The following is a 17,577-nucleotide window of genomic DNA, read 5'->3' as shown; positions in this document are numbered from 1 at the left end:
GAGGGAGGCGGCGGCCCTGGTGGCAGTATGGGGCCGCTCACGGCAGGCGTTCGCCACGAAGGTGTCCTCCATCCAGCTCCAGGCGCTGCTGACCATCGAGAAGCACGAGACGATCAACCTGAGCCGGCTCGCCACGGCGCTCGGCGCGGTGCCCTCGTCCGCCAGCCGGCTCTGCGACCGGCTAGAGGCGGCCGGGCTCGTCCGGCGCTCCCACTGCGAGGAGGACCGGCGCGAGCTGACCCTCTCCCTCACCCCCTCCGGCCGGGCCCTCATCCAGGAGCTCCAGCAGTTGCGGCGCGACGACCTCGCCCGCGTGCTCAGCGCGATGCCGCCGGCCGGGCGCATCGCGCTGCTGCGGGGGCTGCAGGCCTTCGCCGAGGCCGCCGACCGGGTCACCGCGCGCGAGGCGCCGGAGGAGGACGACGACTGGACGCAGATCGCGGCTCGCCTGCTGGCCTGACCGGCCGTGGGTAGCGTTACGGGATGAGGATCGCAGCACCGCTGGTGGCCGCGTGCACGCTGGTCGCGGCCGTGGCCTGCGCGCCCGGGCGCGACGCGCGCACCACCCCGGCGCCCACCCGGACGCCTGCCCCGACGCCCGCCCTGACGTCCGTCCCGGCGCCCACCTCGACGTCCGCCCTCGCTTCCCGATCTCCCGGCGCCCCCACCCCCGGCCCCGTCGCCACCCCCGCCGTCACCGGCGCGGGCTGGCGTTACGCCTACGTCAGCGACCGCCCCGACACCCGGCTCACCGACCTCGCGGCCGCCGGCCCCCGCGAGGCGTGGGCCGCCGGGTCCGCGGCCGGCGAGCTGCTGCTCCTGCGCCACGACGGCACCGCCTGGCGCCCGGCCGAACCGCCGCCCGGGCGGATCCGGGTGCCGCCCGGCGCGGACGTGCGCGTCGCCGCCTCCGGCCCCGCCGACGTCTGGCTGCTGCTCCCCGAGATCGGGGCGGACGAGCAGGTCGAGGCGCTGAGCGCGGTCCGCTGGGACGGCTCCGCCTGGCACCGCGTCCCCGGCAGGATCGACGCCCCCGCCGTCGCCGACTTCGCGGTGCTCGGCCCCGCCGACGCCTGGGCCGTCCACGGCGCCGGCCGCCCGCTGGCCACCCACTGGGACGGCCGCTCCTGGACCGACGTGCCGCTCCCCGGCGACGCCGAGGCGGCCGCGCTGAGCGGCACCGGCCCCGCCGACCTGTGGGCGGTCGGCGCCCGCCACTCCGGCCGGGGCGTCACCGGGAGCGAGCTGAGCCAGCCCGCCGCGATGCACTGGGACGGCCGCTCCTGGCGGCTGGTCCCCACCCCGGAGTACGCGTTCGCCGCCCCCAAGCCGCCCGAGGGCAGCGCCGGGCTGGAGGGCGTGCTCGCGCTGTCGCCGACCGACGTGTGGGCGATCGGCACCCACACCTTCAACCACGGCGAGGCGGCCGACGAGCCCGCCGACCCGCCCCCGATCCTGCTGCACTGGGACGGCCGGGCCTGGAGCAGGCACACCGCGCCGAAGGCCGGCTACTGCTGCCCCCGCCTGGCCGAGAGCCCCTCGGGCGGCGGCGTCCTGGTGGTGACCGGCAGCCCGCGCCTCCGCGACACCTGGCGGATGGCGGCTCCCGGCGGGCCGGCGGCCCGGCTGCCGCGCCTGCCCGCGATCCCCGGGCTGAAGCGCTCGCAGTTCTTCACCGCCGCCGGGCTGGCCCGCTCGGGCACGGTCACGTGGGCGGCCGGCACGCTGGAGGCCGACGGCGGCTTCTGGCGGCGCGCCGCCATCGCGGCCGCCGGCTGATTATGATCGCCGGATGGACCGCGACCGAGCCCGGCAGTTAGCGGGGGAGATGCTCCTCTACTGCTTCGCCGCGATGCTGCTGACCGGCGGATACCTGGCGTTCTTCTACACGCCGAGCGGGGCGGAGGTGGCCTACGACGGCTGGTACGCGCCGCTGCGCGGCACCCCGATCTCGGAGGCCTACGCCTCGATGCTCAGGATCAGCACCGAGGTGCCCGGCGGCCTGCGGGTCAGGCAGATCCACGCGGGCACGACCACCGTCCTCGCGCTGGGCGCCACGTTGTGGGCCGTGCTCGGCCGGGTCGGGCCCGGCCTCGCCGTCCTGTGCCTGGCCGGCGTCCTCGCCGTGTCCGGGCAGGCCGCCGCCGACGAGCCGGCCTTCGTGGCGCTGCCGGTCCCGGTCTGGTACGCCCTGCACCTGGCCGCGGCGCTGGCCGTGCTCGTGACGCTGGTGGTCTGCTCCCGGCGCGAGGCCGCCCGGCGGCCCCGCACGCCCGCCTTCACGGCCCTGGCCATCGGGCTCACGCTGCTGCTGATCTTCGTGTTCTAGCCCATCTTGAGTATCCACTTCCAGCCCGAGCACTCGCCCGTGGGCCGCGTGGCGTTGCCGCGGCAGACCTGGACGCGGATCCGCAGCACGTTGCGGTAGTCCTTCTTGAACGTGCCCACCCCGGGCCGGCAGTTGTAGAAGCCGTAGCTCTTCCAGCGCCCGTCGCGCGAGTCCTGCGCGTTGAGCACGGCCCACGCGCACCCCTTGCCGCGGGTGTCCTCCAGACTGCCCCGCACCAGGTAGCCGAACTGGTGGAGGTACGCCTTGCCCCAGGAGCTCGCCATCCCGTCGGCGGAGTGCACCGGCCCCCACTTCCAGATCGCGGGCTGGGCCGAGGCGGGCCCGGCGGCGACCGTCAGCGGCAGGACGGCGGCGGCGGCGAGCAGGGCGAGCTTACGCATGAGGGGACTCCGTGAGATGCGCGACGAGAATCGGAGACCTCTACAGATAAGGCCCCGTACTTGTGACCGGCTTGGAGCCGGATGGTCCCTACGACGTCGCCAGCCGCGCGGGGAAGCCGCCGGTCGCGATCGGGCCCCAGCGCTCGATGCGCACGCGGATCAGCGACTTGTCCTGGCGCCGCATGGCCTCGCGGTACTCCTCCCAGTCGGGGTGCTCGCCGGCGATGCACCGGTAGTACTCGACCAGCCCGTCCAGCGCCTCGGGCATGTCCAGCACCTCGGCGCGGCCGTCCACCTGCACCCAGGGGCCGTTCCAGTCGTCGGACAACACGCAGATCGACACCCGCTCGTCGCGCTTGGCGTTGCGGGTCTTGGCCCGCTCGGGATAGGTGGACACCACGATCCGCCCCTCGCCGTCCACGCCGCAGGTGACGGGGGAGAGCTGCGGCCGCCCGTCGGCGCGGGCGGTCGACAGCAGGCCGTGGTGCCGGGGGCGGAGGAAGTCGAGCAGCTCGGGCAGCTCGACGCGGTTCGCGGTGGCGATGTTCGGAGCCATCTGCACGTGCCTTTCAGGGTCGGACGCTTCGGCCTCCGATCCTGCCATCAGGCGAGGGCGGCCTCGTCGACCAGGGCGACCCGGACGGCCCGCGGGTCGTTCCCGGCCAGCGGGACGGCGAAGACCGCGGTGCGCCCGTCCCGCGCCCCGTAGACCACGAAACGGGTGCCGTCCTCGTCCCACGTCTCGCGCACGTCCGAGATGAGGCCGGCGGAGGCCGAGCAGTACGCGGGGCTGCGGCGCAGCAGGTGCAGCGTGGCCTCCAGGGGCGCGTCCCCGGCGGCCGGGGCGGCGAGCGGCGGCCGGAGCCGGACGCGCAGGCGGCGCAGCGGGACGAGCCAGTACCGGTCCAGCTCCGCCGACAGGCCGAGCAGCACCGCGATCTCCAGTACGGCGGGCGGCACCGCCGGCGGGTGCGCGGCCGGCGCGCCCGTGGCCAGGAGCCCGGCCGCGAGCAGCAGCCCGGCGCGGGCGAAGGCCCGCACGTCCACCGGCCGGTCGGAGTGCGGGCCGAGGCAGCCGCACGAGGAGGCGGGCGCGGCCACGTGGGCGTAGGCGAGGTAAGCGAGGAACCCCGCCGACAGCAGCGCGGCGGCCGCGCCGTCCAGGGGGTGGAGCGGCGGCGCGAGCAGCGCCGCCGCCACGGCCAGCTCCACCAGCCCGGCCAGGCGGAGCGCCGGGACCGCGCGCGTCGCGCCGACGAGCCGGGCCAGGGCGGTCCGCCCGGCCTGGGCCCGCATCCGCCTGCTGAACAGCTTCGCCAGCCCCGCCCAGAGGAGGAAGAAGGCGATCACGTACGGCTGCGACGCGGCGATCCCGTCCATCACGTTCCTCCAGGTGACTAGTGCGGCGAGAAGACGGTGGCGATGTCGACCTCGTTGGTGTCCGGCCGCCAGGCGCCGAGGATCTGCACGTGCTGGGCGACCTTCAGCAGCGACAGGTCCGACGTCGGCGGGGACTCGGAGTGGATGGCGACCGACTTGCCGGGCACGACGTGGCACAGCACCTCGTGCCCGTTGTGGTCCAGGCGGAGGGTCTGGTCCTTGATGTCGGTGATGTGGCCCTTGATGTTGACGATGTTCAGCCACACCGCCTCGGCGGCCAGCATGCCGTCGGGCATGCGGACGCCGCGCGCGTACAGGCCGTCGCCCGGCCTGGCCTGGTCGAAGCCGACCGGGCCGAGCTTCCACAGGCTGGTGCCGTCCACGACCCTGATGGTGTGGAAGACCATGTTCGAGCCGAGGACGAGCAGCGTGTTGTCCTTGATCGAGCGGATCCGGCCCTCGGCGAAGTTCGGGTCGGGGGTCCCGGGCTCGACGTCGGCACTGGTCGCGGCGAAGGCGGCCTCCGGGCCGAGCGAGCCGAGCGCGGTCGCGGCCACGACGCTCGCGCCGCCGCCGAGCACGGCGGACCTGAGCATGTCCCTTCTGGTGCGCAGCATGCCCGCCTCCCTCACGCCGTCGAGATCTCGGCCGGGCGCAGGCCCGCGGACAGGCTGGCGATGCGGCTGAACGCGGCCGGGGTGAGGTCGATCAGCCGGTTGCTGGCGCAGGTGGCGCCGCAGCAGCTCCGCTCGCCGCAGAACAGGTCGGTCTGCGGGCCGCAGTCGGCGATCGAGGTGACGACGCTGGTGCCGGTGCACAGCGCCGTGGTGCGGTGCTGGAACCCGCAGGTGCGGCGGGAGAGGCCGACGCCGCAGGTGTCGGGGTGGGTGATGGCCCAGCAGGCGTCGGAGGTGTTGGGCCAGGCGTGCTGGAGGCTGCTGGAGTTGCAGGTGCCGCAGGCTCCCTTGCCGGTGCTGCTGCAGGGGCCCCAGGCGTTGCCGCAGCAGAACCAGGAGACCTCTCCTTGGACGGGGCCGAGTAAGTCGGCGGGCGGGCCGGACGACGTGGTACGCGCCATGCGCGTCTCCCTTCGGGCGAGCTTCGGGGGGTTTGAAGCTTTCCGACTCGATCTATGAGTACCATGTAAGGATTTTTCGTCAATGCCCCATCTGTCGCCACAGGCCCCACACGCAAAAGCCGCCCGCGCCGGTGGCGGCGGGCGGACTTCGGGAAGGTACTGCTCGGGACTTATCGGTTCTTCGTCACGGGCTCGGCGTCGGCGTCGGCGTGGGAGTCGGCGTGGGCGTCACCGTGTCGGTGGGTGTCGTGGTGGGGGTCTCCGTCGGGGTCGTCGTGGGCGTCTCCGTCGGGGTCGTGGTGGGGGTCTCCGTGGGGGTCTCGGTGGGGGTCACGGTGGGGGTGGCGGTCGGCGTGGGGCACTGGGCAGGCGTGCGCCACGTCGGCTGCGGGGCCCACCACTGCCCGATGCGGCCCCAGCCCCGCCAGGTGCGCTTGACCGGGCGCGACAGGTCGTAGACGTACAGGGCCGTGCCGCTCTCGCCGTCCTCGGCCGCGGTCGAGGTGACCGACACCCAGTCGCCCTGCTTGACGGCGCTGTTGCCGCGGCGGCCGGCGAAGGTCCTGGTGTCCTCGCCGATCGTGTACGTCTGCTCGAAGCCGTCCTGGCTGCGTACCGTGATGGAGCCCTCCGCCACGGCGGTCGCCTGGCCCGTCTGGGCGAACAGGGTCACCGAGCCGCAGCCGTCCTTCGTGGCCACCGCGAACTCGCCGTGCATCGCTCCGACGAAGCCCCACGGGCTGAGCGGCGCGAGTTCGGGGGTGGGGGTCTCGGTGGGAGTGTCGGTCGGGGCGTCGGTGACGGTCACCGTCTCGGTGGGGGTGGCCGTGTCCGTGGGGGTGTCCGTGGGGGTGGTCGTCGGGGCGGTCGTGTCGGTGGGCGTCGCGGTCGGATCGGCGGGGGTGGTGCTGCCCGCCGCGGCGGCGGCCACGCCGGCCCCGCCCGCCGCCATTAACACCGCCGTCGCGGCCACGAACAGCGGGCGCCGCAGCCGGTTGTCGCGATGATGATCGGCATTCATAGGCGTTACCTTTCGTCTCATTCGCGGACATTCATCTCATGAGAACCCCGCCGGACTAAGGCACCCGTAAACCGCCGTCCCTCGTGCCCCCGTCCCGGGGTCCCGCCCGGAAAGCGCTGCCCACTCTCACGTCGTCTATGCCGGGATGCGAACATCGGAACGTTCGACCCTTACGGCGTTAGGCAGAAGCATGGCAAGTGACCAGGGCCGCAAGGCTCTCGTGGTCCGGGGCGGCTGGGAAGGGCACGCCCCGGTGGAGGCCACGGAGCTGTTCATCCCCTTCCTCGAGAAGCACGGCTTCGAGGTGCGGAGAGCGGACTCACCGGAGCCGTACGCGGACTCCTCGTACATGTCCGGCGTCGACCTCATCGTGCAGTGCTACACCATGGGAACCATCCAGCCCGAGGAGCTGAAGGGGCTGGAGGCCGCCATCCGGGCCGGCACCGGGATGGCCGGCTGGCACGGCGGCATCGCCGACTCCTACCGCAACTCCTCCGACTACCTGCACCTCATCGGCGGCCAGTTCGCCTGCCACCCGGGCAAGCACCCGGACGAGCGGGAGGGCACGCAGGCCGACAACTTCGTCCCCTACACGGTGAACCTGCTCCCCGAGGCGGCCGCCCACCCCATCACCCAAGGGCTCGCCGACTTCGACCTCGTCACCGAGCAGTACTGGGTCCTGACCGACGCCTACATCGACGTGCTCGCCACCACCACCCAGCAGGTCCGCCCCTGGGACCCGTGGCACCGCGAGGTCACCTCGCCCGCCCTGTGGACCCGGCAGTGGGGCGAGGGCCGCATCTTCGTCACCACCCCCGGCCACAGCCTGGACGTCCTCCAGCACGACACCGTGCGGACCATCATCGAGAGGGGCATGTTGTGGGCCAGCCGCTGAACGTCGGCGTCGTCGGCACCGGCGCGATCTCGGCGCAGTACTTCCGCACCATCGACCGTCTGCCGCAGCTCCGCCTCGCGGCCGTCGCCGACCTCGACCCCGCCCGGGCCGCCGAGGCCGTCGCCCCCTACCCGGGCACGCCGGTCCGGTCCGTCGCGGAGCTGATGGCCGACCCGGGCGTGGACGTCGTGCTCAACCTCACCGTCCCGGCCGCCCACGCCGAGGTCGCGCTGCTCGCCATCGCCGCGGGCAAGGACGTCTACTGCGAGAAGCCCCTGGCCGCGACCTCCGCGGACGCGGCGCGGGTGCTCCGGGCCGCCGAGGAGGCGGGCGTGCGCGTCGGCTGCGCCCCGGACACCGTGCTCGGCACCGGCACCCAGACCGCCCGCAAGGCCGTGGACGACGGACTCATCGGCCGGCCCGTCGCCGCCACCGCCACGATGGTCACCCCCGGCCACGAGCGCTGGCACCCCAATCCCGACTTCTACTACGTCCCCGGCGGCGGCCCGCTCCTCGACATGGGGCCGTACTACATCACCAGCCTCGTCACGCTGCTCGGCCCGGTCGCCACCGTGGTGGGCGCGGCCTCCCGCCCGCGCGCCAAGCGCACGATCGGCTCGGGCCCGCGGCGCGGCGAGGAGATCCCGGTGAGCGTGGACACCCACGTGACGGGCGTCCTCGTACACGCCTCGGGCGCGCTGTCCACGCTGGTGATGAGCTTCGACGCGGCGGCCACCAGGGCGCCGCACATCGAGGTGCACGGCGAGCGCGGCTCGCTCGTCGTCCCCAACCCCAACCACTTCGACGGGCTCGTCCAGGTGGCCGGGGTGGGCGACGAGGACTGGCGCGACCTGCCGGAGTCGGCCGGCTACGTGGACGGGGGCCGGGGGATCGGCCTGGCCGACCTCGCCGTCACGCCCGCGGGCGAGGAGCCGCGGGCGGGCGGGACGCTCGCCTACCACGTGCTCGACGTCATGGAGTCGCTGCTCGCCTCGGCGCACTCGGGGGCGGCGGTGCCGGTCGCCAGCACCTGCGAGCGCCCGGCGCCGGTGGCGCTGCGCACGCTCTGACCAGCCGCATCAAGGGCGCCGGATCATAGGCGCCGGGTCACGGGCCCTGTCATGGGCCCTGGGTCATGAGCCCTGGGTCATGGGTCATGGGCGCGGGGAGGTCCGCGTCCATGACCCGCTCCAGCCGCGGTGCGAGCGCCGCCCGGAGGCGGCCACGCACTTGCGGCACACCTCGCCGATCTCCTCGGCCGCGCCGCCCGACTCCGGGAACACCTCGGGCCAGCGCACGTGGTGGAAGCGCAGCAGCCGGGCCCGGCTCAGCGGGAGGCCGCACAGGGTCTGGTTGGTGCCGGGCTGCCAGGCGTGCGCCTCGCCGGCCGGCATGCGCACGCCGTTCTCGTCGCGCCACTGCCCGGAGGCCGCGACGGACGGCTCGCCCCGCCGATGTCCCGCCATGTCGTGCCGTCCGATCACATCGTGCCGGGGAAGGCCGCGTAGTAGCCGCCGACCTCGTCGCGGTAGCGGGTGTCGCGGTACGTGGACTCGTCGAACTCCGGCGCCTTCTTGATCTCGTCCTTGGTCCTGCCGATGTAGAGCTTGCGCTCGTCGGGGTCGATGCGCTCCACCGCGCCGGCCGGGATCAGCACCTTCCTGCCGAAGATCCACGGGCCGGTGTCCACGATCACGTAGCTGTCGCCGACGGCGTTGTTGGCCTCGTCCACCGAGCCGACCTTGCCGTCGCTCGCGTCCACCTCGTAGCCGACGAGGTCGATGGACTCGTGCGCGCTGAGCTCGGGGCGGTATCGCCACAGATTCTCGGTCGTCATACCGGGCCCCTACCCCGTCACAGCGCGGCAAGCCCGGCGCCGGTCAGCGCGAGGCTGACCACGGAGGCCGCCGCCCGGACCGTGTTCCACGCCGTCCACCTGCGCGAATAGTCCTGCCACGAGATCGTGCCGGCCTCCAGGGCGTTGTTCATCGGGACGTTCAGCGCCGCGGTGACCAGGAACGAGCCGGCGAAGCTCACCCCGGCCGCCGCGAGGAACCAGGTCGCCGCCGCGCCGTCCGCCAGCAGCCCGGCGACGAGCGCCGCCACCGGCGAGCCCAGGAACACGACGAAGAGCCACGGATTGAGGATCTTGCGGTTGACGCCGCGCATGGCCGCCTCGGCCTGCGCGGGCTCCACCGCGTTCAGTCCCGGCACGACGGACATGGAGAAGGCGTAGAACAGGCCGGCGAGCAGGCCGTGCAGGACGAGGGTGACGAGCGCGAGAGTCAGCATGCCGCCATGGTGGCGCGGCGCGGGCGAGCCGGTCCATGCGAAGGACGCTCGCCCGCATGCGCGATGCTCTACCGCGGGGCCGGCCCCGCCATGCTCCAACGCGGAGCCGGCCCCGCCATGCTCTACCGCGGGGCCAGCCGCTGGGCGTGGATCAGCCCGATCACCCGCTCCAGGTCGGGCGTCAGGTACCGGTCGTCGCCGAGCGGCGCGACGGAGCGGCGCAGCTCCGCGTGCAGCGCCCGCGTCCCCGCGCCGAGCGGCAGGCCCGCCATCCGGCCCGCGATGAGGTCCACGCCCTGCGCCGCCATCAGGTACTGGACCGCGAGCACGACCTCCAGCCGGTCGAGGTTCTCGTGCAGGTGCCGCAGCGAGGCCATGGCCATCGTGTTGTGGTCCTCCTGCCCGTCCTTGACCGGGCGGGACAGGGTGCCCGCCGGGTGCGCCCTGACCTGCATCTCCGGCACCAGCGCGGCGGCCACGGTCTGCGCCTGCACCAGGCCGGAGTTCAGCCCGGGGCTGCCGCCGGCCAGGTTGGCGGGCAGGCCGTAGCTCCAGCGCGGCGACAGCAGCCGCCCCGACAGCTCCTGCGACAGCACGCCGACGTCGGCGACCTCGGCGTTCAGGCTGTCGGCGAGGTGGCCCATGACCGAGGCGTCCCAGTTGCCGCCCATGACGAACTCGTAGCGCCCGCCGGCCCGCCGGAACACCAGCGGGTTGGAGGTCGAGGAGTTCGCCTCGCGCAGCAGGGCCCGGCGGGCGTCGGCGAGCTCGTGCCACAGCCCGGCCAGGACGTGCGGGGCGGCCCGCACCGAGACCGCGTCCTGCACGCGGGGCTCGTAGTTCGCCGGGTCGAGCCGCCTGCGGCCCTCCTCGGTCATCCAGCCCGAGCCGGCGACCAGCTCGCGCAGCCGGGCGGCGACCGCGTTCTCCTCCGGGATGTGCCGTTCGGCGTGCGTCCGGGCGTCCAAGGAGCCGCGCTCGGCCCTGGTCGCCTCCATGAACAGCGCGAACGCGCCCTCCGCCTGGCCGGCGAGGACGGTGGCGCGGCGCACGGCGTCCAGGAAGGAGGCGGCGGCCGTGGTGCTGCCGCTGACGATCGGCAGCGCCTCCCCGGCCTGCAGCGTGAACGTCCTGGCCAGGCCGGCTCGCGGCAGCATCGCCGCGGCCGGGCCTTCGGCGCCCCGGTAGCGGACCGGCGCCTGCTCCCCGATCATCGCCAGCCCCATGGCGGCCTGCGGCTGGAGGTCGCCGGTGCCGAGCGAGCCGATCTGCGGCATGCGCGGCACGACCCCGGCGTTGACCAGGTCCAGCAGCCGCTGCGCGACCTCGGGGCGGACGCCGTAGCGGCCCCTGGCCATCTGGTTGGCCTTGATCACCATGGCCAGCCGCGCCACCCCGTCGGGGAACGGCGGCCCGACGCCGGCGGCGTGCGAGCGGAGCACGTTGCGCTGGAAGCGCTCGGCCTGCGCCGGGTCCAGCGGGCGGTCCTTGAGCGGGCCGAGCGCCTGGTTCCAGCCGTACACGCGCTGCCCGCCGCGCTCCAGCGCGGCGAGCGCCCCGGCGCGGGAGCGCCGCATCCGCTCCTGCGCGGCCGGGGCGAGCCGCACCGTGACGGGCCGCCCTTCGAGGATCGCGAACGCGTCCGCGACCGAGAACGACCCGCCGTCCAGCACCAGGGAGGCGGCCTGCCGCGCGGCCGCGGGCGGCTCGGCGACCGCCCGTCCCGGCGCGGCCTGTCCCGGCGCGGCCTGTCCCGGCACGACGCACAACGCCGCCAGCAGCCCCGTGCCGGCGGCCGCCCGTATGAGCTTCATGACGCCCGGTTATAGCCAGGAACGCCCGCCCCGGCCCCGCGCCTCCCCACCGCCAGGACGATCGCTGACCCGGCGATTGCGCGAAGCTGACGGGCTCCGCCCGGCCTGCGCGATCCCGCGCGCCGACGATCAGCTACGCGCAGGAACAGGCAGCGGAGCCCTGGGCGGACCGGAAAAGATCATGTATGGTGAGCGCGGTTCGTCCTCCTGAACGGCCTGGAGCCCGCCGTGCCGCAGATGTCCCGCCGCCAGGTTCTCTCCCTGATCCCCGCCGCCGGCCTGCTGGCCGTGGCCGCCCCCCTGCGCGCCGCCGCCGCCTCGGCCGGGTACGACCACGCCCGCGTGATCGCCAACACCGTCGCCATGCTCGCCGGCACCCCCGAGGTCAACGCCCGCCCTGAGGTCGCCGCGAAGCTCGCCGCCATCCTCACCACCGCCAGGCAGCGCCTGACGGCGATGGACCGGGCGGGCGCCGGCGAGCTGTTCGCCGGCCTCGCGCTCGGCGCCGACGACGTCAACCTCCGCCTCGCCTTCCAGTACCTGTACGAGATCGCGCTCGCGACCCGCGTCCCCGGCGGGCAGCTCGACGGCGACGCCGCCGCCCAGCGCCGCGTCGCCGACGGCCTCCAGTGGCTGCACGAGCGCTACTACGGCGACCAGGCGAAGGGCTACTACGGCAACTGGCACACCTGGGAGATCGGCATCCCCACCCACGTGACCAGGACGCTCGCCCTGCTCGCCGGCCGGTTGCGCGAGGAGCGGCCGGCCCTGACGGCGACGTACCTCGCCACCATGGACGCCTACCTCCGCAACGGCAGGAACGGCGACGTCGACCTCGACTCCCGCTTCCACACCGGCGCGAACCTGGCCGACATCACCGCCAACCGCATCCTCCAGGGCGCGCTCACCGCCGACGACGCCCGCCTCGCCAAGGCCATCGCCGACCAGTCCACCGTCTTCGCCACCGTCGACCCGTACGCCCTCCAGCACGGCGTCACCGACGGCTACTACCGCGACGGCTCCTTCATCCAGCACGCCTCGGTCGCCTACACCGGCTCCTACGGCCGCGCCCTGCTGACCCGCGTCGTCCAGACGCTGAAGACGCTCGACGGGGCGACCACCGACGGCCTCGCCGGCCTGCCCGGCGTCGTGTACCAATGGATCACCGACGGCTTCGCCCCGCTGATCTTCGAGGGCTGGATGATGGAGATCGTCAAGGGGCGGGCGGTCTCGCGCACCACCACCGGCTACGCCGACGTCGGCGTCATCGTCGAGGCCGTCGCCGACCTCACCGACCACCTGCCGGCCGAGGACGCGACGGCGCTGAAGAAGTACGTCAAGCACCTGCCGGCCGCCGACACCGCCGCGTTCGTCTCGCCCGTCAGCATCGCCCGCTACGCGGCCATCCGCGCCGACGCCGCCGTCCCGGCCGCCGACCTCAACCCGCCCGCGCGCTGCGTCGCCTTCAACGCGATGGACCGCACCGTGCACCGCCGCCCCGGCTGGGCCTTCGCCCTCGCGCGCAGCTCCGAGCGCGTCAGCAAGTACGAGTACATGAGCGGCGAGAACCTCATGCCGTGGTTCCAGGGCGACGGCGCCCACTACCTCTACCTGGCCGGCGAGGACCAGCGCGAGGTCTTCGGCGTCGACTACTACACGACGGTCTCGCCGTACCGGCTGGCCGGGGTGACCGCGCCGGTGGAGGAGCGCCGCACGGTCCCCGAGCTGTACGGCGGCCGCCTGTGGTACGAGAACCCGTCGCACCCGCTGAACTTCACCTCCTCCTCCGAGTCGCAGAACGCCTACGTGTACTTCCCGGTCGCCGGGAACGCCTTCTCCGGCGGCGCGACGCTCGGCCCGTACGGCGTGGCCGGCCTGGTCCAGTCCGACGACGCCGCCTGGACCGCCAAGCAGGCCGGCCTGCTGCCGGACGACTTCGTCGCCTACCGCGACGCCCGCGCCACCAAGTCGTGGTTCCTGCTGGACGACGAGGTCGTGGTGCTCGCCGCGGACGTCTCCGGTCAGGGCGGCCGGGCCGCGGTCACCACCGTGGACAGCCGCATCGCCGCCCCCGCCGACCCGGTCGCGATCACCGGCGAGACCTGGACGGGCGCGCCGTGGCAGCAGGGCGCCGCCACGGCCGCGCCGCGCTGGCTCCGCTACGCCAACGCCGCCCGCGGCACCGCCATCGGGTACGCCTTCCTCACCAGGCAGCCGGTCGCCGCCACCCTGGAGCCGGTCACCCGCAGCCGCCGGGCCGTCCGCACCTCGAACCCGGACACCCCGGTCACCAAGCACGTCTTCACCGCCGCGATCACCCACCCCGCGACCGGCGAGCTGCCCGCCCTCGCCTACGCCCTGGTGCCGAACGCGACCGAGGCCCGCCTCCGCGGCTACGCGGACGGCCCGCTGAAGGTCGTCGCCAACACCCGGCACGTCCAGGCGATCGAGCACCGGGGCCTCGGCCTGCTGGCCGCCAACGCCTTCACCGGCGGCCCGCACCACGCCGGCCGCCTGCTGCTGGACGGCCCGGCCTCGGTCCTCGTCCGCACGTCGGGGCCGGAGGTGCGGGTCGCGCTGGCCGACCCGACGACGAAGCGCGACCGGGTCACGGTCGTCCTGCACGGCCGGTCCCTGCGGCTGGAGCAGGCCGACGAGGGGGTGACGGCCCGCCGCGTCCCCGGCGGCACCCTGATCCAGGCCACCACCCGCCACGCCTACGGGCGCACCCTGACCGCCACCCTCCGGTGAGCGCCAAGTCGGGCGCTGGTCGCCCTAAGTGATCCCCAAGAGGATCACAAGTGCCGCCTGCCACGCTGGTCGAAGCACCATCACCGAAGGAAAGGACCTTTCGCGATGAACGACTTTGAGAGCGGCGCGCGCGAGCTGACCGAGGGCGAGCTCGCCGCGGTCAACGGCGGCATGTGGGCCAACTACGACTGGATGAACTACGACTGGCGCGACGCCGTCATCGACGCCCTTCCGTAACCACCGCCGCGAACACCGCGCCGGGGCCGGCTCTCCGCGGCCGGCCCCGCGCGTCGCGGGCGGCGACACTGGCGCAATTCCAAAACAGGATTCTAGTATTGCCGTGAAGCCCCGCGTCGGGCACGGGCCCCAGGAGAGGACGGCCATGGGCGGCGTACTGGAAGGCAAGGTCGCGGTAGTCACCGGAGCGAGCAGGGGCATCGGCGCCGCCATCGCGGTACGGCTGGCCGCCGAGGGCGCGAAGGTCGTCGTCGCCGCCCGTACCGTGGAGGCCGCGCAGAGCCGGCTCGAAGGCACGATCGGCGACACCGTCGCCCGGATCGAGGCGGCCGGCGGCACCGCCTCCGCCCACGCCACCGACCTGGCCCGCGAGCAGGACCGGCAGGACCTCGTCCAGGCCGCCGGGCAGCGCTACGGGCAGATCGACATCCTGGTCAACAACGCCGCCGTCACCTACTTCGCGCCGGTGCCCGACTTCACCGACCGCCGCTACCGGCTGATGTTCGAGGTGCAGGTCACCGCGCCGTTCCACCTGTCGCAACTGGTCGTGCCCGGCATGCGGGCGCGGGGCGAGGGCTGGATACTCAACATCTCCTCCATCGCCGCCCGCCACCCCACGTTCCCGCCCGGCCCGTACGCCGGCTTCGGCGGCACGGTCTACGGCATGTGCAAGGCCGCGCTCGAACGCTTCACCACGGGCCTGGCCGCCGAGCTGTACGCCGACAACATCGCGGTGAACGCGCTCTCCCCGAACCAGGTCGTGCCCACCCCCGGCACCCTCTTCCACCGCCTCACCACCGACGACGCCCCCGGGAACGAGCCGCCGGAGGTCATGGCGGAGGCCGCGTTCGCCCTGTGCCACCGCCCGGCCGCCGCCCTCACCGGCCGCATCGCCTACTCCCAGGATTTGCTGGCCGAGCTGCGGAGCGCCGCCGGGTAGCCGGCCGGGTCACTCCGGGCGCGGGCGGCCGAGCAGCCGTTCGATGCTGCGGCGCTCCCGCTTGGTGGGACGGCCCGCGCCGCGATCCCGCACCGCCACCCGCACGGTCTCCTCGCGCGGGGGCGGCGGCGGGCTCTTGTCGACGTAGCACTCGGCGGCCACGGCGGCGCCGACGCGCTTGCTGATGATCTTCGAGACGACCACGACGCGTTCCCGGCCCTCGTGCCGCAACCGGACCTCGTCACCGACCCGGACGGCGTGCGCCGGCTTCACCCGCACGCCGTTGACCCGGACGTGGCCGCCGCGGCAGGCGTCCGAGGCGATGGACCGGGTCCTGGTGAGCCGCACCGCCCAGATCCAGCTGTCCACCCGGCCGCTCTGCTGCTCACCCACCACACCGCCACTGTAGCGACCCCAGCGGGAACCACTCGGCCCCGTCGGTTCTCATGGAGTTCTCAGGTGGGATTTGTGGCGCTTTGGGCCCACCCTCCGCTCCGCCGTCAACGTCCGGGCGGGACGGTTCTCATGGAGTTCTCAGGTGGGATTTGTGGCGCTTTGGGGCCCGTTTTATGAATATGGGGGCATGGAGCGCGTGCCGCAGGAGGCTGGTGCGGCCGGGGCTCAGGGAGCTGTGGCCGGGAAGGCCCGGTGGCGGTGGGCGGCCGGGGCCGGCGCGCTGGTCGTCGTCGCGGTGCTGGCGTACTGGCTGGGAGGCGGCGGCGGGCGCGGGCAGGCGGCCGCGCCGCGGCCTAGCCCGACGCCGACCCCCAGCGCGACGCTCACCGTGCCGGACGTGTTCAGGCGGGTCGGCCCGTCGGTGGTCGTCATCCGGGCCGGGGACGCCCTCGGGACCGGGGTGATCGCGGCCGACGACGGCACGATCCTGACCGCGCACCACGTCGTCAAGGACAGCGCGAAGGACATCGACCTGACCTTCGCCGACGGCACCAAGGCGAAGGCCGTCGTCGCCTCGGCCAACCCAAAGCGGGACGTCGCCACGCTCAGGCCCGCCAAGCTGCCCGAGGTCGTCGTCCCCGCGACGATCGGCGGCGCCCTGGACGTGGGCGCCTCCGTCGTCGCGATCGGCAACCCGCTGGGCCTGACCTACAGCGTCTCCACCGGCGTCGTGTCCGGCCTGAACCGCACCACCGGCCGCACCACTGGCCGCACCACCGGCCGCACCGCCGAGGGCGACGACCTCGACGGGCTCATCCAGTTCGACGCCTCCGTCAACCCCGGCAGCTCCGGCGGCCCCCTCCTCGACGCCCGCGGCCTGCTCGTCGGGATCGTCGTCTCGATCGCGGACCCGGGCGGCGACGAGGCGTTCGCCGGCATCGCGTTCGCCGTGCCCATCGGCGCGGCCCTGGGCGGCGGCGGAGGGGACGACGGCCCGGGCGGCGGCGGCCTCCCGATATGACGACGAAAAGGATCACCGCATGACCTCGCCCAGACCGACGGAGCCGGCCGGAACGCATCCGCTCGAACAGGTGCTGTTCGAGGTCAAACGCACGATCGTCGGCCAGGACGTGCTGCTGGAGCGCATGGCGGTCGCGCTCGTCGCCGACGGCCACCTGCTGGTGGAGGGCGTGCCGGGCCTGGCCAAGACGCTCGCGGTGCGGTCGCTGGCCGCCGCGATCGCCGGCAGGTTCCAGCGCGTGCAGTTCACCCCGGACCTGGTGCCCGCCGACCTCGTCGGCACGCGGGTCTACCACCAGCACACCGGCGAGTTCCGGACGGAGCTCGGCCCGGTGTTCGCGAACCTGCTGCTGGCCGACGAGATCAACCGCGCCCCCGCCAAGGTCCAGAGCGCCCTGCTGGAGGTGATGCAGGAGCACCAGGTGACGATCGGGCGGGAGACGTTCAAGGTGCCCGAGCCGTTCCTCGTCATGGCGACGGAGAACCCGATCGAGTCCGAGGGCACCTATCCGCTGCCCGAGGCGCAGGTCGACCGGTTCATGATGAAGGTGGTCGTGGACTACCCGACGCAGCCCGAGGAGCAGGCCATCGTCGAGCGGGCGCTGCGCCCGCCGGAGCCGCCGCAGCCGATGGTGACCACCGACGACCTGGTCGCCATGCGCGCCCGGGCCCAGCAGGTGTACGTCGACCCGGCGATCGTCGACTACGCGGTCCGCCTGGTCGCCGTCACCCGCTCCCCGGCGACCGCCGGGCTCGGCGAGCTGGAGCGGTACGTCACCTACGGGGCCAGCCCGCGGGCCTCCATCGCGCTGGTGACGGGCGCGCGGGCGCTGGCGTTCCTGCGCGGACGCGACTACGCCCTGCCCGGCGACCTGTCCGAGCTGGCGCTGGACGTGCTGCGGCACCGCCTGGTGCTGTCGTACGAGGCCCTGGCGGACGACGTGGACGCCGACACGATCATCACCAGGGTCCTCGGCGCGGTCCGGGCACCCGACGTCGTCCTGCGGAACCGCTGAGCGCCGC

The 17,577-nt window shown here is 74.1% G+C and carries 21 protein-coding genes; 10 read left to right on the top strand and 11 right to left on the bottom strand.

Translation table 11 applies throughout. The features are described from left to right. The first annotated feature begins 19 nt into the window (after positions 1-19). Genes MF672_RS06430 through MF672_RS06420 form a run of 3 tightly spaced genes read left to right on the top strand, consistent with a single transcriptional unit; the run spans position 20 to position 2,329 of the window. Positions 20-460 (top strand): MarR family winged helix-turn-helix transcriptional regulator, encoded by a 441-nt coding sequence (locus tag MF672_RS06430; RefSeq protein WP_242380401.1) that lies wholly within the window; start codon positions 20-22, stop codon positions 458-460. 23 nt (positions 461-483) lie between these two features. Continuing rightward, positions 484-1,779 carry a hypothetical protein gene (locus tag MF672_RS06425; RefSeq protein ID WP_242380403.1) on the top strand — a complete coding sequence of 432 codons (1,296 nt, stop codon included), beginning with the start codon at positions 484-486 and terminating at the stop codon, positions 1,777-1,779. A 13-nt stretch (positions 1,780-1,792) separates the two neighbouring features. Continuing rightward, positions 1,793-2,329 (top strand): hypothetical protein, encoded by a 537-nt coding sequence (locus tag MF672_RS06420; protein ID WP_242380405.1) that lies wholly within the window; start codon positions 1,793-1,795, stop codon positions 2,327-2,329. Here MF672_RS06420 and MF672_RS06415 read toward each other — a convergent pair. From MF672_RS06415 to MF672_RS06390, 6 genes are all read right to left on the bottom strand, one after another. Next, entirely contained in the window at positions 2,326-2,730 is a 405-nt protein-coding gene (locus tag MF672_RS06415; RefSeq protein WP_242380408.1) for a hypothetical protein, read from the bottom strand. The genes MF672_RS06420 and MF672_RS06415 overlap by 4 nt on opposite strands. Before the next feature lie 88 nt (positions 2,731-2,818). After that, positions 2,819-3,286 carry a PPOX class F420-dependent oxidoreductase gene (locus tag MF672_RS06410; RefSeq protein ID WP_242380410.1) on the bottom strand — a complete coding sequence of 156 codons (468 nt, stop codon included), beginning with the start codon at positions 3,284-3,286 and terminating at the stop codon, positions 2,819-2,821. Between the two features lie 47 nt (positions 3,287-3,333). Further along, on the bottom strand, positions 3,334-4,110 hold the full coding sequence (locus MF672_RS06405; protein ID WP_242380412.1) for a MauE/DoxX family redox-associated membrane protein: 777 nt from the start codon (positions 4,108-4,110) through the stop codon (positions 3,334-3,336). 17 nt (positions 4,111-4,127) lie between these two features. After that, positions 4,128-4,727, bottom strand: a complete 600-nt coding sequence (locus MF672_RS06400) for a cell wall protein (protein ID WP_242380415.1) — start codon at positions 4,725-4,727, stop codon at positions 4,128-4,130. 11 nt (positions 4,728-4,738) lie between these two features. Then, complete coding sequence (locus MF672_RS06395; protein ID WP_242380417.1) at positions 4,739-5,188, bottom strand: RlpA-like double-psi beta-barrel domain-containing protein; 450 nt, start codon at positions 5,186-5,188, stop codon at positions 4,739-4,741. 184 nt (positions 5,189-5,372) lie between these two features. After that, complete coding sequence (locus MF672_RS06390; protein ID WP_242380419.1) at positions 5,373-6,209, bottom strand: hypothetical protein; 837 nt, start codon at positions 6,207-6,209, stop codon at positions 5,373-5,375. Between the two features lie 190 nt (positions 6,210-6,399). Between MF672_RS06390 and MF672_RS06385 the strand changes: the two genes are divergently transcribed. Both MF672_RS06385 and MF672_RS06380 read left to right on the top strand, forming a co-directional pair. After that, positions 6,400-7,104 (top strand): ThuA domain-containing protein, encoded by a 705-nt coding sequence (locus MF672_RS06385; protein ID WP_242380421.1) that lies wholly within the window; start codon positions 6,400-6,402, stop codon positions 7,102-7,104. Beyond that, positions 7,089-8,174, top strand: a complete 1,086-nt coding sequence (locus MF672_RS06380) for a Gfo/Idh/MocA family protein (RefSeq protein ID WP_242380423.1) — start codon at positions 7,089-7,091, stop codon at positions 8,172-8,174. Before MF672_RS06385 ends, MF672_RS06380 begins: the two co-directional genes overlap by 16 nt. Before the next feature lie 84 nt (positions 8,175-8,258). On the opposite strand, the gene MF672_RS06375 is transcribed toward MF672_RS06380, so the two are convergent. From MF672_RS06375 to MF672_RS06360, 4 genes are all read right to left on the bottom strand, one after another. Beyond that, positions 8,259-8,570, bottom strand: a complete 312-nt coding sequence (locus MF672_RS06375; RefSeq protein ID WP_242380425.1) for a hypothetical protein — start codon at positions 8,568-8,570, stop codon at positions 8,259-8,261. Between the two features lie 14 nt (positions 8,571-8,584). Next, positions 8,585-8,941 (bottom strand): PRC-barrel domain-containing protein, encoded by a 357-nt coding sequence (locus MF672_RS06370; protein ID WP_242380427.1) that lies wholly within the window; start codon positions 8,939-8,941, stop codon positions 8,585-8,587. A 17-nt stretch (positions 8,942-8,958) separates the two neighbouring features. Further along, the gene (locus MF672_RS06365; RefSeq protein ID WP_242380429.1) at positions 8,959-9,396 is read right to left on the bottom strand and encodes an anthrone oxygenase family protein; all 438 of its coding nucleotides are present in this window, start codon (positions 9,394-9,396) and stop codon (positions 8,959-8,961) included. Between the two features lie 122 nt (positions 9,397-9,518). After that, positions 9,519-11,210: an HAL/PAL/TAL family ammonia-lyase gene (locus MF672_RS06360; RefSeq protein ID WP_242380431.1), complete on the bottom strand. Its 1,692-nt coding sequence runs from the start codon at positions 11,208-11,210 to the stop codon at positions 9,519-9,521. A 237-nt stretch (positions 11,211-11,447) separates the two neighbouring features. On the opposite strand from MF672_RS06360, the gene MF672_RS06355 reads away from it, so the two are divergent. From MF672_RS06355 to MF672_RS06350, 3 genes are all read left to right on the top strand, one after another. After that, the gene (locus MF672_RS06355) at positions 11,448-13,961 is read left to right on the top strand and encodes a polysaccharide lyase family 8 super-sandwich domain-containing protein (RefSeq protein ID WP_242380472.1); all 2,514 of its coding nucleotides are present in this window, start codon (positions 11,448-11,450) and stop codon (positions 13,959-13,961) included. Between the two features lie 105 nt (positions 13,962-14,066). After that, positions 14,067-14,198 (top strand): hypothetical protein, encoded by a 132-nt coding sequence (locus MF672_RS51255; RefSeq protein ID WP_302893168.1) that lies wholly within the window; start codon positions 14,067-14,069, stop codon positions 14,196-14,198. A 145-nt stretch (positions 14,199-14,343) separates the two neighbouring features. After that, entirely contained in the window at positions 14,344-15,138 is a 795-nt protein-coding gene (locus MF672_RS06350; RefSeq protein WP_242380433.1) for an SDR family NAD(P)-dependent oxidoreductase, read from the top strand. 9 nt (positions 15,139-15,147) lie between these two features. Here MF672_RS06350 and MF672_RS06345 read toward each other — a convergent pair whose 3' ends face one another. Next, complete coding sequence (locus tag MF672_RS06345; RefSeq protein ID WP_242380435.1) at positions 15,148-15,534, bottom strand: RNA-binding S4 domain-containing protein; 387 nt, start codon at positions 15,532-15,534, stop codon at positions 15,148-15,150. 187 nt (positions 15,535-15,721) lie between these two features. On the opposite strand from MF672_RS06345, the gene MF672_RS06340 reads away from it, so the two are divergent. Next, positions 15,722-16,555 carry a S1C family serine protease gene (locus MF672_RS06340; protein ID WP_242380438.1) on the top strand — a complete coding sequence of 278 codons (834 nt, stop codon included), beginning with the start codon at positions 15,722-15,724 and terminating at the stop codon, positions 16,553-16,555. A gap of 19 nt (positions 16,556-16,574) precedes the next feature. Continuing rightward, on the top strand, positions 16,575-17,570 hold the full coding sequence (locus MF672_RS06335; RefSeq protein ID WP_242380440.1) for an AAA family ATPase: 996 nt from the start codon (positions 16,575-16,577) through the stop codon (positions 17,568-17,570). Positions 17,571-17,577: the final 7 nt, after the last annotated feature.

The sequence above is a fragment of the Actinomadura luzonensis genome (assembly GCF_022664455.2).
Taxonomy (GTDB): domain Bacteria; phylum Actinomycetota; class Actinomycetes; order Streptosporangiales; family Streptosporangiaceae; genus Nonomuraea; species Nonomuraea luzonensis.
The sequence above is the reverse complement of the archived record's forward strand: the minus strand, read 5'-3'. Positions and strand labels throughout refer to the sequence as shown.